We start from the raw sequence: 14677 nt of genomic DNA, 5'->3' as shown, positions 1-14677 counted from the left end.
GTACGCTACGTTCGATCACCGCCGGTTACCGCACCATCGGCGAGGTCGCGTGCAGGGAAGGTTCTGAGCGTCGCATGGGCAACTTCGGTTTTGCTCCACCGACGGGCCCGGTCATGGCCGGAGGGCTGGCCGATCCGCTGTTCGAGACGGCGGACCGTGATCCCGCTCTGCCGCAGATCGCGCGCCGCGACACCACCTCCCCCGGCACCTGGACACGGGTGAGCGCGGCCGAGGCGCGGGACGAAGTGGCCGCTCTGGCCAAGGGGTTGATCGCGTCCGGGATCCGGCCGGGCAACCGGGTGGCCGTGATGGCGCGGACCCGGTACGAGTGGACGGTGCTCGCCGTCGCGCTGTGGTCCGTGGGCGCCGAGATCGTGCCGATCTATCCGACGTCGTCGCGCGACCAGATCGAGTGGATCCTGCGGGACGCGGCCTGTGTGGGCGTGGTGGTCGAGGACGAGCCGGGCGTGATGACGGTCGGCTCGGTGTGCGCCAAGCTCCCGCTGCTGCGGCACGTCTGGCAGTTGGACACCGAGTCCCTGCCCCACCTCGTCGAGGCGGGCCGGGACGTGCCGGACGCGACGGTGGACTCGCTGCGCCGCATCGTCATGCCGGACTCCACCGCCGTGATCGCGTACACGTCCGGCACGACCGGCCGGGCCCGGGGCTGCGCGCTCTCCCACCGCAGCCTGGCCAGCCCCTGCGACGTCCTGCTCACCGGGTGGCGGCAGACCGCCGCGGCGCCCGGCGAACAGCCGGCGATCCTCGCCTTCCTGCCGTTCTCGCACGTCTACGGCCTGATGATCCAGGGAATGTGTCTGCGCGGCGGGCTGCTCCTCGCGCACGAGCCGGAGTTGACCGAGGAGGCGCTGTCCGCCGCGCTGCGGTCGTTCCGGCCGACGTTCCTCTTCGGTGTCCCCTATGTCTTCGAGAAGATCTACAAGAACTTCCTGCGCAAGGCCCAACAGGCGGGCCGGGGACCGCTGTTCGAGCGTGCGGTGCGCATCGCCCAGGACTACGCCCTCGCCGTCGAGCGGCAGCGGCTGGACACGGGCGCCGGTCCCGCCATGGATCTGAGGCTCCAGCACGCCTTCTACGAGAAGACGGTGTACCGCAAGCTGCGCGCGGCGCTCGGCGGCCGGGTGCGCGGCGGCTGTTCCGGCGGCTCTCCCCTCAACCGCGATCTCGCGCTCTTCTACGCCGGCATCGGCATTCTCGTCCACGACGGGTACGGCCTCACCGAGACCGCCGGGGGGATCACCGCCCAGCCGGTGGGCCGGGAGAAGTTCGGCACCGTGGGCCGTCCGCTGCCGGGTACGGAGATCCGGGTGGCGCGCGACGGGGAGATCCTGGTCAACGGGCCTTCGGTGTTCCAGGGGTACGTCAACGACGAGGCGGGCACCCGGGCCGCGCTCCAGGACGGCTGGCTGGCCACGGGGGACATCGGGCGGCTGGACTCCGAGGGCTATCTGTCGATCACCGGCCGCAAGAAGGAGATCATCATCACCAGCGGGGGCAAGGGCGTGGCCCCGGCGCCGCTGGAGGAGCAGCTGCGGACGCATCCGCTGATCCATCAGGCGGTGGTCGTGGGCGACAACCGGCCCTGCGTGGGTGCCCTGATCACGCTGGACCCGGAGTTCCTCGCGCACTGGCGGGGGTCGCTGTCCGCGCCGGGGGAGCTGCTGGGCCGGGAGGCGCGGGAGGAGAACGCGCTGCGGCAGGAGGTGCTGCGGGCGATCGCCGCGGCCAACAGCACGGTGTCGCGCTCGGAGTCGATCCGTGTCTACCGCATCCTGCCCGAGCCCTTCGACCTCGCCAACGGCATGCTCACCCCGTCGATGAAGCTGCGCCGGGACACCATCGTGCAGCGGTACGAGGCCGAGATCGAGGCGATGTACGCGACCTCGGCGCGGGCCGCCCGTCGCACCGCGTCGGAGGAGATGGCGGGCTGGGACGACTCGGACTCCGACGACGTGTTCCGCCGCGTCCGGCACTGACGACTGGGGTCGTGTTCACCACGGTGGCGGCACGGTATGCGGCGGGCCGCTGTTGACGAAACGGTCCTCCGGATGCGGAGATGCTCCAGGCGAAGCGGGAAACCGCTTGTCCGCGAGCGCTCCGCACCACCGTGAGACGAAGGCAGAGGACGAGGACCCATGGCACTGCAGATCAGCGCCACCAACCCGGAACACCCCGCGCTGTTGCTGGAACTGCCGTGGCACCTGCCGCTGGAGGAGTGGCCCGAGCACCACCTCGTGCCGCTCCCCCGCGGTATCTCCCGCCACGTGGTGCGCTACGCCCGCGCCGGCGACGAGGTCGTCGCCGTCAAGGAACTCGCCGAGCGCCCCGCCCTGCGCGAGTACGAGTTGCTGCGCGACCTGGACCGGCTCGGCATCCCCGCCGTGGACGCGCTCGGCGTGGTCACCGGCCGCCTCGACGGCTCGGGCGAGCCGCTGGAGCCGGTACTGATCACCCGGCACCTGGGCGGCTCGATGCCGTACCGCTCGATGTTCGAGACGACCATGCGTCCGGCCACCATGCACCGTCTGATGGACGCCCTCGCCGTCCTGCTGGTCCGGCTGCACCTCGCCGGGTTCGCCTGGGGCGACTGCTCCCTGTCCAACACGCTGTTCCGACGGGACGCGGGCGCGTACGCCGCCTACCTGGTGGACGCCGAGACCGGCGACCTGCACGCGCAACTCAGCAGCGGACAGCGGGAGTACGACCTCGATCTCGCCCGCGTGAACATCAGCGGCGAACTGCTGGACCTGGAGGCGTCCGGGGCGCTGCACCCCTCGGTGGACCCGATCGAGTTCGGCAACGAGATCTGCTCCCGCTACCACAAGCTGTGGGAGGAGCTGACGCGCAGGTCGGTGTATCCGGCCGGCAAGTACCACTACATCGAGCGCCGGATCCGCCGTCTCAACGACCTCGGCTTCGACGTCGCCGAGATGCAGATCGAGCACGCCGACAACGGCGACACGGTGACCTTCGTGCCCAAGGTCGTCGACGCCGGACACCACCAGCGGCAGCTGCTGCGGCTGACCGGGCTGGACACCGAGGAGAACCAGGCCCGACGGCTCCTGAACGACCTGGAGAGCTGGATGGCCACCCAGGACGACTACGCCCCGGGCGACCCCCTCGGCGCCCGCCCCGAGGTACTGGCCCACCGCTGGGTGCGGGAGGTGTTCCGCCCGACCGTGCGGGCCGTCCCGCTCGAACTGCGCGGCTCGATGGACGCGGCGGAGATCTACCACCAGCTCCTCGAACACCGCTGGTACCTGTCCGAGCGGGCCCAGCACGACATCGGCCTGGACACGGCGGTGAAGGACTTCATCGACAACGTCCTGCCGAGGACGCAGGCGCTGCTGCCGCCCACGGTGGACGACGTCACCGTTCCTGAAGACTGAGCAAGCAGTGAGTCCTGTTCAGCCGCGCGCCCCGAACGGTCTTGGGCGAGCTTGTCCCCGGCGTACTCGACCCCGGGTGGCGACACGCATCCTGTGCGTGGTCCGGGCCCGGGAAGCCCCCGCGGCCGGAGGCCGCTGATGAACACGGCCCTGCGCGACCTGGCCACAGAGGTACGGCCAGAGGCGACGGGGAGGCCCTGAACCATCACGCCGGTGGAGCAGGGGCCCCGCACACTGGCGCCGTACCCGGCGTCCCGGATCGCACGGCCACCGTAGCCCGAACGGCCCAGAACACCGCAAGCCCGCAAGCCCGCAAGCCCGCAAGCCGACCATCACACGATCGAGCTAAACCACCCTCGTGCACACTCCCCAGCGAGCAGCCGCCAACCCCCAGGTGAGCCGCCGGGCCCGGCTCACCGCCCGGTCACCTGTGGGGGACCACGGCCACCGGGCAGTGTGCGTGGTGCAGGACGCCGTGGGCCACCGAGCCGATCCGGGCGCCGACGGCCGTACGGTGGGCGCGGCGTCCGACCACCATCAGCTGGGCCCGCTGCGCCACGGACAGCAGGACCTGCCCGGCGCTGCCCATCTCGACGTGCTGGGTGACCGGCACGTCGGGGAACCGCTCCCGCAACGGCTCCAGCGCGGCGGAGAGGGCCTTCTTCTCGTACGGCTCCAGGCCCCCGGCCTCGTCGAGGAGCCTCAGGGAGCCCGGGCTGTACGCGTACAGCGGAGGCAGCGTCCACGCCCGGACCGCCCGCAGGGACGCCCCGCGGGCCGCCGCCGTCTCGAACGCGAACCGCAGAACGTCGGCGCTGTCCTGCGGTGTGCCCTGCTGGCCCACGACGACCTCGCGTCCGGCGGCCTCACCGGAGGGGCTGTCCTCGGCGCGGACGAGCACGACGGGACGCGGCGACTCGACGATCACCTGCTGCCCGACGGAACCCAGCAGGAAGCCCATCACCGCGCCGTGCCCGCGCGAGCCGAGCACCAGGGTCTCGGCGTGCTCGGCGGCGCCGACCAGCGTGTCGACGGGCGGTCCCTCCACCAGGTCCGTGGTCACCGCCAGCTCCGGGTGCCGCTCGGCGACCGCTCGCGCCGCCCCGGCGAGCGCCTCCCGGGCCCACCGCGCCTGTCCGTCCCGGTCCACGGTGATCGCCTCGTGCGGCTCCCACTGCCACGCGTGCACCACCCGCAGCGCCAGGCCCCGGCGTACGGCCTCCCGGCCGGCCCACGCCAGCGCGGCGAGGCTCTCGGTCGTACCGTCCACTGCGGCGGTGATCGGGCGCGTCGTCATCGGCCACCTCTCTGTCTCTCCATGGCTGACGTGCCCAGTCTTCACTACCCTCGACGCATGACCTTGGAGTGGGAGCAACTGCTGGTGGACTCGGCCGATCCGGTGGCCCTGGGACGCTGGTGGGCGGAGGCGCTCGGGTGGGTGGTGGTCGACGACTCTCCCGAGGAGTACGAGATCCGTCCGGCCGCGGACCGCCTGCCCGGCATCCTGTTCGGGCTCGTTCCGGAGGCCAAGTCCATCAAGAACCGCCTCCACCTCGACTTCCGCCCCGACGACCAGGAGGCGGAGGTGACCCGCCTCCTCGCCCTCGGCGCCCGGCACGCCGATGTCGGACAGACCGGTGACGAGCCGTGGGTCGTGCTCGCGGACCCGGAGGGCAACGAGTTCTGCGTACTGGCCCCGCGGAGGAGTTGAGGCCTCGGGAGGGCCCCGGCCTGCGGCTCCCCGGAACCGCGCGAACCCGGACGGTCGAATACGATGACCCCATTGGCTCGGGGTGGAGGCGTATGACTCAGGCTGTCGGTCCGGCACGGAACGTGATCCTCACCGTGGATGACGATCCGGGGGTGTCCCGTGCGGTCGCGCGGGACCTGCGGCGCAGGTACGGCGAGTCGTACCGGATCGTCCGGGCGGAGTCCGGGCAGACGGCGCTGGAGGCCCTGCGGGAGCTGAAGCTGCGCGGGGACCAGGTGGCGGTGATCCTGGCCGACTACCGGATGCCGGAGATGAACGGCATCGAGTTCCTGGAGCAGGCGCTGGACGTCTACCCGGCGGCGCGACGGGTCCTGCTCACGGCGTACGCGGACACGAGCGCGGCGATCGACGCGATCAACGTCATCGACCTCGACCACTATCTGCTGAAGCCGTGGGACCCGCCGGAGGAGAAGCTCTACCCGGTCCTCGACGACCTGCTGCAGTCCTGGCGGGCCGCCGACCGCACCTGCGTGGGCACGACGAAGGTGGTCGGGCACCGGTGGTCGGCACGGTCGTCGGGCGTACGGGAGTTCCTGGCCCGCAACCAGGTGCCGTACCGCTGGTTCTCGTCGGACGAGCCGGAGGGGCGGCGGCTGCTCGCGGCGGCCGGCGCGGACGGGCAGCGGCTGCCGCTGGTCGTCACCCCGGACGGTACGCCGCTGGTCGCGCCGGAGGACCCGGAGCTGGCGGAGCGGGTGGGGCTGGCGACGACGCCGGCCCAGGACTTCTACGACCTGGTCGTCATCGGCGGCGGACCCGCGGGGCTCGGCGCGGCCGTGTACGGGGCCTCGGAGGGGCTGCGGACGCTGCTCGTCGAGCGGTCGGCGACGGGCGGTCAGGCCGGACAGAGCTCACGGATCGAGAACTACCTCGGGTTTCCCGACGGGGTGTCCGGCGGCCAGCTCACCGGCCGGGCCCGGCGGCAGGCCACGAAGTTCGGGGCGGAGATCCTCACCGCGCGCGAGGTGAGCGGTCTTGAGGTGAACGGGGCGGCGCGGACCATCCGGTTCTCCGACGGTTCGGCGGTCGCCGCGCACAGCGTGATCCTCGCGACCGGAGTGTCGTACCGGCAGCTCGCCGCGCCGGGCTGCGCGGACCTCACCGGCTGCGGTGTGTTCTACGGCTCCGCGCTCACCGAGGCCGCCGGCTGCCAGGGGCACGACGTGTACATCGTGGGCGGCGCCAACTCGGCCGGGCAGGCCGCGATGTACCTGTCCCGTGGCGCGAAGTCGGTCACCCTCCTCGTCCGCGGCGAGTCGCTGACCGCGTCCATGTCGCACTATCTGATCCAGCAGCTCGCCGAGGCGCCGAACATCTTCGTGCGCCCCGGCACGGTCGTCGAGGCCGCGCACGGCACGAACCAGCTGGAGCAGCTGACGCTCAAGGACGTGGCGAGCGGGCGCGAGGAACTCGTCGACGCGCAGTGGCTGTTCGTGTTCATCGGGGCCGAGCCGCGCACCGACTGGCTGGAGGGGACCGTGCTCCGCGACGAGCACGGGTTCATCGTGGCGGGGCCCGACATGACCAGTGACGGGGGTCCGCCGGCGGGCTGGGAGCTGGACCGGCCGCCGTACCACCTGGAGACCAATGTGCCCGGTGTGTTCGTCGCCGGGGACGCGCGGTCGGAGTCCGCGAAGCGGGTCGCGTCCGCGGTGGGAGAGGGAGCCATGGCCGTGATGCTGGTGCACAGGTATCTGGAGCAGTCATGAGAACCGTGAGGGCGTCGTCGTGAGCGGGCAGCCGTCGCCGTGCGACCGGGCCGAGCTGGGCAGGCTGTTCCTGTTCGAGAAGCTGGACGGCGAGCAGCTGGACCGGCTGTGCCGTGAGGGCCGGGTGGAGCGGTTCGAACCGGGTCATGTCTACCGGGAGGGCGAGCCGGCCACCTGCTTCTTCGTGCTCCTGGAGGGCACGGTGGTGCTGTCGCGGCAGGTCGGCGACGACGACGTGGAGGTCAGCCGCAGCTCCCAGGTGGGCGTGTACGCGGGCGCCTTCCAGGCATATCTCGGCGACCAGGCGGACCAGGCCCGCTACAAGGGTTCGATGCGGGCCACCGTCCCCTCCCGCTTCTTCGTCCTCCCCGCGGCCGCCTTCGCCCAGATCATGCGCGACTGGTTCCCCATGGCCGTCCATCTGCTGGAGGGCCTGTTCTTCGGGAGCCAGAACACCCAGCGGACCATCAACCAGCGGGAACGGCTGCTGGCGCTCGGCTCGTTGTCGGCCGGACTGACGCACGAACTGAACAACCCCGCGGCGGCGGCCGTCCGGGCCACCTCGGCGCTTCGGGAGCGGGTGGCCGGGATGCGGCACAAGCTCGGGGTCATCGCCGCCGGGCCGTACAAGCGGGCCATGCTGGAGTCACTGGTCGATCTTCAGGAGCGGACGGCCGAGCAGGTCGCCAAGGCGACCCCGCTCAGTCCGCTGGAGGCCTCGGACCGGGAGGACGAGCTGACGGACTGGCTCGACGACCACGGCATCGCCGGTGGCTGGGAGCTCGCGCCGAACTTCGTGCAGGCCGGGCTCGGCACCGACTGGCTGGACCAGGTGGCGGCCGCCGTGGACGAGCACACCCTCGAAGGGGCGGTCCGCTGGCTCAACTACACGGTCGAGACCGAGCTGTTGATGAACGAGATCGAGGACTCCACGACCCGTGTCAGCCAGCTCGTCGACGCGGCGAAGCAGTACTCGCAGCTCGACCGCGCCCCCTACCAGAACGCCGACGTCCACGAACTCCTCGACAGCACCCTGCTGATGCTGTCCGGGAAGATGGGCGAGCGGATCGAGGTGGTGAAGGAGTACGACCGCACGCTGCCGCGCATCCCCGCCTACCCGGGTGAGCTGAACCAGGTGTGGACGAACCTGATCGACAACGCGGTCGCCGCGATCAACGACACGGGTGGCGCGGGCACGCTGACCGTACGGACCGCGCTCGACCACCGCGACCAGGTGCTGATCGAGTTCCGCGACACCGGCCCCGGCATCCCGGCGGACATCCGGGGCCGCATCTTCGACCCGTTCTTCACCACCAAGCCGGTCGGGCAGGGCACCGGCCTCGGCCTCGACATCTCCTGGCGCATCGTCGTCAACAAGCACCACGGCCACATCGAGGTCGAGTCCCGCCCGGGCGAGACCCGCTTCCAGGTGTTCCTGCCCCTGACGGCACCCGCGGCCGACCTGGACCTGACGCTCGCCGACGACCCCGACGACGGCCTTGACCACGCCCCCGACGCGCCCGAGGAGACCTCATGACCCTGCCCGCCGGAATCGATCCCGCCGTCCCGCCGAGCGGCGACGGATGCGTGGAGTGCGAGGCGGCCGGCGGCTGGTGGTTCCACCTCCGACGCTGCGCCCAGTGCGGCCACATCGGCTGCTGCGACTCCTCTCCCGCACAGCACGCAACGGCCCACGTGGGAGCCACCGGACACCCCTTCGTCCAGAGCTACGAGCCGGGCGAGTCCTGGTACTGGAACTACGAGACCTCCGAGATGTACGAGTCGGGGCCCGATCTCGCGCCGCCCCTCAGCCATCCCGCCGACCAGCCGACGCCGGGACCTTCGGGGCGCGTCCCGTCGAACTGGACCGAGCTTCTGCGGTGACGCCGGGGCGTTCTCGCCCCCGCCGCCCTTACCCGTCCCATCCCCAGGGGCTGCGCCCCTTCGCCCCTGGGGCTCTTACAGCGCGCGGGCGAGGGTGCGTTGGCGGGTGCGGGTGGTGTGTGGTTGTTCGCGCAGTTCCCCGCGCCCCTGAAAGACGAAAAGCACGGGGCGCAGCCCCTGCTTTTCAGGGGCGCGGGGAACTGCGCGACCAGCCCCCACCCGCCCGCAGACGAACAACCCACCTCTCGGGGTCGAAGGGGCGCAGCCCCTGGGGACGGGTAGGGGCGGCGGGGGCGGGAGAACTCCCCTTGACCTCAGGGCGTCGGTCGATCAAGGTCAGAAGTACAGGCGTCCGGATCGACCAGCGGTCGCCGGACCGTCGGAACGGGGTGGACGTGTTGATCGGGATCTCCGAGATCCGGGACGCAGCCGAGCGGATCGCAGGACATGTCGTGCGGACGCCGACGGTGCCGAGCCCGGGGCTGTCCGCGTTCCTTGGTGTCCCGGTGACCGCGAAGCTGGAGCTGTTGCAGCGGACGGGCTCGTTCAAGGCCCGGGGGGCGACGGCGAAGCTGCTGGCGCTGACGGACGCCGAGCGGGCGGCCGGGGTCGTGGCGGTCAGTGGCGGCAACCACGGGATCGCGTTGGCGCACATGGCGGCCGCGCTGCACATCAAGGCGACCGTGGTGATGTCGAGGACCGCGCCCAGGCGGGCCGCCGACCTCGTCGAGGCGGCCGGGGCCTCGCTGCGGCTCACCGACGGGATGGCGGAGGCGTTCGCGCTGACCGAGCGGTTGCGGTCGGAGGGGCTCACCCTCGTCCACCCGTTCGACGACCCGTTGGTGATCGCCGGTCAGGGCACCGTCGGCCTGGAGTTCGCCGAGGACACCGGAGGCAGCGGAGACGGCGGAGCGCTCACCGACGTGCTCGTCAGCATCGGTGGTGGCGGGCTCGTCGCCGGTGTCGCCGCCGCCTTCGGGGCCCTGCGTCCGGAGGTCCGCGTCTGGGGCGTGGAGACCGTCGGCGCCACGGCCATGACCGAGGCGCTCGCGGCGGGCGGCCCCGTCACGGTCCCCCTCTCCTCCGTCGTCACCACGCTCAGCGCCCCCTCCGCCTCCCAGCTCACCTACGACCACGTGGCCGCCCTCGTCGAGGACGTCCTGGTGGTCTCCGACGCGGAGGCGGTGCGAGGCGTCCTCGACTTCGCCGAGCACGCCAAGGTGTGGACGGAGCCCGCCGCCGGATGCCTGCTGCCCGCCGCCCGGCAGGTGCTGGAGCGGGTCGGCGACGGCGCCCGGCTGGGCCTCGTCGTCTGCGGCGGCAACGCGACCCCGGCCGACATCACGGACTGGGCGCGGCAGTTCGGGCTGACGTGACCCCGGCCGGCCCGGCCGCCGGGAGCTCTCAACAGCCTTGCCCTCCACGTCACTTGAAGCCGCTCACCGTCACTTGAAGCCGCTCACCCGGCACCCGGCATAATGCTCGGGTGACCACCCCCACCCCCCTCTCGGGCTCCGCCCCGGCCGAGCGCACCCCGGTCGTCATCGTCGGTGCCGGACCCGCCGGGCTGACCGTCGGCAACATCCTGCGGGCCGCCGCCGTGGACTGTGTGGTGCTGGAGACCGAGAGCAGGGAGTTCATCGAGCGGCGGCCCCGGGCCGGGTTCCTGGAGGAGTGGGCGGTGCGCGCGCTGGAACGGCGCGGACTGGCCGACCGGCTCCTGGAACGGGCGCCGGTGCACACGGAGTTCGAGTTCCGCTTCGCCGGTGAGCGGCGGCGGTTCCCGTACACGGAGATCACCGGCCATCACCACTACGTGTACCCGCAGCCGCTGCTCGTGACGGACCTGGTCAGGGAGTACGCGGACGTCCGGGGCGGCGACATCCGCTTCGGCGTGCGCGATGTCCGGCTGCACGACATCGACAGCGAGCGGCCGTCCGTGTCGTACGTGGATCCGGCGACCGGCGAACGACGCCTCCTGCACTGCGAGTTCGTCGCCGGCTGCGACGGCGCGCGCGGTGTCACCCGGGCCGCCCTGCCGGCCGAGCACGCCACTGTCGCCCGGCACGACCACGGCGTCGGATGGCTGGCACTGCTCGCCGAGGCGCCGCCGTCGTCCGACTGCGTCATCCTCGGGGTGCACGCCCGGGGCTTCGCCGGGCACATGGCGCGCAGCCCCGAGGTCACCCGCTACTACCTGGAGGTCCCGGCCGGCGACGACCCGGCGAACTGGCCGGACGAACGGGTCTGGTCCGAGCTGCACACCCGGCTGGCCGTCCCCGGCACCCGCCCGCTCACCGAGGGCCCACTCGTCGAGAAGCGGGTGCTCGACCTGCACAACTACGTCACCGAGCCGATGGCGTACGGCCGGCTGTTCCTCGCGGGGGACGCGGCCCACCTCGTCGCGCCGATCGCCGCGAAGGGCATGAACCTCGCGCTCCACGACTCCCTGCTTCTCGCGGACGCGCTGATCGCCTCCCTCGGCAAGGGTGACGACAGCGGGCTGCGCGGCTACTCGGAGGCCTGTCTGCGCCGGGTCTGGCACTACCAGGAGTTCTCGCAGTGGCTGGCGGAGCTGCTCCACGGGCCGTCGTCCGGCGATCCGTTCCGGGCGGGCGCCGCGACCGCCCGGCTCCGTCGCGTCCTCGGCTCCCCCGCCGCGGCGTCGACGTTCGCGGAACTGTTCATCGGCAAGGAGACCGACCACTAGACCCTGGCAAGGCCGCGTCTCAGGGCCCTCGGCCGGCGACCGCCCGGGCTTCGGGCCCCTGAGGCTGAGGCGGACCTCCCTCAGTGGCCGTCGTGGCAGCAGCCGTCCCGGCGCATCAGCCGTCCGACCTCCAGCCAGTCCTCCTCGGTCCCGGCGGCCTTCACGCGCCGGGCCGTGGGCCGGTACGCGGCCACCAACTCCTCGGTGGTGTAAGGGGTTCCGCCACGCAGGACCGACACCGTACGGACGAGGTCGGCGAAGTCGGTGAAGGGGTCGCCGTCGACGACGGTCAGGTCCGCGAGCTTGCCCGTCTCGACCGTGCCGAGGTCGTCGTCGAGGCCGAAGAGACGGGCCGGGAGGGCGGTCGCGGTACGCAGGGTCTCGGCGGGGGTGAGGCCGCCGGCGTGCAGGGCGCGCAGGGCGATGTGGAGGAAGAGGCCGACGGGGCCGAGCGGCTGGTCGGTGCCGAGGGCGACGATGCCGTCGGCCGCCAGGATCCGCCGGTAGATGTCGGTCTCGGCGCGCAGTGCGGCGAGTTGGGCTGGCGTCGGCGGAATGCCCGCGCCCTGTCGCACGAGGGCGGCGTCCCAATCCACCACGTCCTCGTGGGCTCGTCCGCTCGCGGTGATGGCGTGGCCGAACTCGGCTCGCTGGGTGGCCTGGAGATGGGTCGTCAGGTCCTGGCCCAGCTGTACGCCCGGGGAGAGCAGGTGCCCGCCCGTGCGGACGCCGAGGCGGTCGTGGGCGAAGTGCGCGGCCTCGCTCATCACCCAGCCGGGCGCCCGTACATAGGTCTTGACGAAGTCCCAGTCGAGTGCGGCGCCGCGTTCCAAGGTGCGGCTCAGGCCCGCCTTCGTCCGGTGGGCGCGTCCCATGCTGTACGCGACCCGTGCGCCGTCGAGGAGTTCGCCGGTGGTGAGCAGCCGGGGTCCGGCGAGCCGGCCGGCGTTCACCTCCTCGCGGATGCGGACCTGTTCGTAGGCGAATCCGCCGAGGGACACGGCGGTGGTGATGCCGTACGTGAGCTGTCCGGTGGCCTGGCGTCCGCCGTAGGTGCTCTGCCAGGGGTGGGTATGGGTGTCCCACAGGCCGGGGAGCACGGTGTGCGCGGAGGCGTCGACCCGGCGGAGGGCGGCCCGGCGGTTGCCCCGGTGGGGTTCGACGGCGGTGACGCGGCCGCCGCGTACGACGATGTCGACGTCGTCGCGGACCGTCTCGCCGGTGCCGTCCCACAGGCGCCCGGCGTGGACGACGGTGTCGGCGGGTGTCGGCCGCGTGCGGTCGAGCGGCACCCGGACGGTTCGGGCGTGGTCACCGGAGACGTCGATGAGGCGCAGGCGGGTGCCCGACTGGTAGAGGAGGGTCCTGGAGTCGCCGGACCAGGTGGGGTGGTCGGCGGGTTCGGTGGTGAGGGTGCGGAGTTTCCCGCGCGGGGTGCCGTCGGGAGCGACGGGCAGCAGGCAGAGCGCGGATTCGACGATCACGGCCATCCAGCGGCCGTCGGGCGACCAGACGGGCCCGGAGTCGTACCGGTCGGCGATCGAGGTGTGGGGCGCGACCGCGTGCAGCCGGTCGGCGCCGGTCGTGGCGTCGACGATCCGGATCAGGTTGTAGCCCTCGCGGAAGCGGGCGCCGAGGCGGTTGCGATCGCACAGCGCGAGGGAGCGGCCGTCGGGCGACCAGCTCGGCCTGCCCGGGATTCCGCCCCCGCCGAGCGGCGCCACGAGGACGCGCTCCTCGCCGCTCGTCAGGTCCCGTACGACGAGTCGTCCGGCCATGTCGAGGCTCGCGAGGCGCTCACCGTCGGGCGAGAGTGCGGGCATGACCCGGCCGCCGGTGGCGAGCGCGGTCTCGTCGCCGGTGGCCAGATCGTGTCGGTACACGCCGAGGAGCCCGTCGCGGTCGTCGGCGTAGACGAGGGACCTGCCGTCGGGTGCCCAGGTGGGCGCGAGGAGCCAGCGGGTGGGCGGCGACTTCCGCAGCCTCTTCGGCGGGTGCCCGCCCGAAGTACCGGCCAGCCAGAGCGAGTTGAGTGCGGCGAAGGCGATTCTGCGGCCGTCGGGCGACAGTGCGGGCAGGTGGATGCCCCGCACGGGCCGTACGCGCGCCTGGCCGAGGTCGTACTCCTTGACCCGGTAGCGCGGCCGGTCCACCGGGAGCACGCCCTCGAAGGGGATGGCTTCGGGCCGCGCGGGTTCCTCGGGGCGTACGAGGGTGAACCGGCCGTCCAGCGTGAGCAGCAGCTCGCCGTCGGCCGTCCAGCGGGGCGGTACGGGGGCGAGGTCGCCGTCGACCGGGACGGGCTCTCCGGCGACGACGAGGGTGCAGGAGCCGTTCGGGGAGGCGGTGGTGCGCAGATAGGCGAGGCGGCCGTCGGGGGCGAGGGCGGGGGTCATGACCTGGGCGGCAGCGGTCTCGGTGTGCTCGACCGTCACCGGGCCGGTGCCGTCCGCGGCCACGGCGGCCACGGTGCGGGACTCGACGGCAGGGGTCGTGCCCGAGGTGACGACCTTGGCGCGCACGAAGAGGAGCCGGGTGCCGTCCGGTGACCAGGTGGGGTCGAAGTCCTCCCACGGGCCGTCCTGGAGGGGGCCGTCCTGGCCGGGCAGGCCGGTGACGCGGGTGATGTCGCCGGTGCCGAGGTCCAGGACGTGGACGCGGTACGGGCTTGCGTGGGAGGGACCGCCGGGGTCGCCGCCGCGTTCGGAGCCGAAGGCGAGCAGGGTGCCGTCGGGCGACCAGGCCGGGCCCCGGTCGTCCCAGGGCCCGTCGGTGCGCTGCTCCAGCTCGGAGCCGTCGGGGCGCATGGTCCAGATGTGGAAGCCGCCGCCCTGGTAGGCGCAGAACGCGATGAGACCGCCGTCCGGGGAGTACGTGGGCCGGTTGGGTTCGAGGCCGGCCGGAGTGAGGGGGACCGCCTTGCCGCCGCCGCGCGGCAGGGACCACAGGCCGCTCTGGATCTCGGCGATCAGTGTGTCGCCGGCGGGTGCGAGGGTCGCCGAGCCGTTGGTGACCCGGGTGAAGGTGAGGGACGGACCGGCGCCGGGGGTGTGGGGCCGGGCGACGGCGGGTGCCGCCGTACCGGTGGTGCCGAGGACCGCGGCGGCCCCGGTGGCCCCGGTGGCGGCGAGGAGTTGACGGCGGGTCAGGGGCGGGGTGAGGCGACTCTGGTCACGGTCCATGGCACCGCACG

Annotated in this window: 10 protein-coding genes; 8 read left to right on the top strand and 2 right to left on the bottom strand. The window is 72.6% G+C overall.

Annotated elements, in window-relative coordinates; translation table 11 throughout:
• Positions 1-74 precede the first annotated feature (74 nt).
• Complete coding sequence (locus OG272_RS44610) at positions 75-1997, top strand: AMP-dependent synthetase/ligase (RefSeq protein ID WP_405895890.1); 1923 nt, start codon at positions 75-77, stop codon at positions 1995-1997.
• 159 nt (positions 1998-2156) lie between these two features.
• A complete protein-coding gene (locus tag OG272_RS44605; protein ID WP_327726414.1) occupies positions 2157-3410 on the top strand; it encodes a DUF4032 domain-containing protein in 1254 nt (417 codons plus the stop codon).
• Positions 3411-3834: 424 nt separating this feature from the next.
• Here the strand turns inward: OG272_RS44605 and OG272_RS44600 are convergent, their stop codons facing one another.
• On the bottom strand, positions 3835-4707 hold the full coding sequence (locus tag OG272_RS44600) for a universal stress protein (RefSeq protein ID WP_327726415.1): 873 nt from the start codon (positions 4705-4707) through the stop codon (positions 3835-3837).
• Between the two features lie 57 nt (positions 4708-4764).
• Here OG272_RS44600 and OG272_RS44595 point away from each other — a divergent pair, with 57 nt between their 5' ends.
• The 6 genes from OG272_RS44595 (at position 4765) to OG272_RS44570 (ending at position 11484) form a co-directional block, all read left to right on the top strand.
• The gene (locus OG272_RS44595; RefSeq protein ID WP_327726416.1) at positions 4765-5121 is read left to right on the top strand and encodes a VOC family protein; all 357 of its coding nucleotides are present in this window, start codon (positions 4765-4767) and stop codon (positions 5119-5121) included.
• A gap of 92 nt (positions 5122-5213) precedes the next feature.
• Positions 5214-6890: an FAD-dependent oxidoreductase gene (locus OG272_RS44590; protein WP_326574004.1), complete on the top strand. Its 1677-nt coding sequence runs from the start codon at positions 5214-5216 to the stop codon at positions 6888-6890.
• 19 nt (positions 6891-6909) lie between these two features.
• Positions 6910-8427 (top strand): ATP-binding protein, encoded by a 1518-nt coding sequence (locus tag OG272_RS44585; protein WP_327726417.1) that lies wholly within the window; start codon positions 6910-6912, stop codon positions 8425-8427.
• The gene (locus tag OG272_RS44580) at positions 8424-8774 is read left to right on the top strand and encodes a UBP-type zinc finger domain-containing protein (protein ID WP_326574008.1); all 351 of its coding nucleotides are present in this window, start codon (positions 8424-8426) and stop codon (positions 8772-8774) included. Before OG272_RS44585 ends, OG272_RS44580 begins: the two co-directional genes overlap by 4 nt.
• Before the next feature lie 398 nt (positions 8775-9172).
• Positions 9173-10150, top strand: a complete 978-nt coding sequence (locus tag OG272_RS44575; protein WP_328224792.1) for a pyridoxal-phosphate dependent enzyme — start codon at positions 9173-9175, stop codon at positions 10148-10150.
• Between the two features lie 110 nt (positions 10151-10260).
• Positions 10261-11484 (top strand): 4-hydroxybenzoate 3-monooxygenase, encoded by a 1224-nt coding sequence (locus OG272_RS44570; RefSeq protein WP_328224567.1) that lies wholly within the window; start codon positions 10261-10263, stop codon positions 11482-11484.
• Positions 11485-11564: 80 nt separating this feature from the next.
• On the opposite strand, the gene OG272_RS44565 is transcribed toward OG272_RS44570, so the two are convergent.
• Positions 11565-14666 (bottom strand): amidohydrolase family protein, encoded by a 3102-nt coding sequence (locus tag OG272_RS44565; RefSeq protein ID WP_405895889.1) that lies wholly within the window; start codon positions 14664-14666, stop codon positions 11565-11567.
• Between the last annotated feature and the right edge of the window lie 11 nt (positions 14667-14677).

Origin of the sequence: Streptomyces sp. NBC_00104 (assembly GCF_045160825.1) — a bacterium.
In the GTDB taxonomy this organism is placed as follows: Bacteria; Actinomycetota; Actinomycetes; order Streptomycetales; family Streptomycetaceae; genus Streptomyces.
Note: the sequence above shows the minus strand (reverse complement) of the source record. Positions and strands in the feature narration are given on the sequence as shown.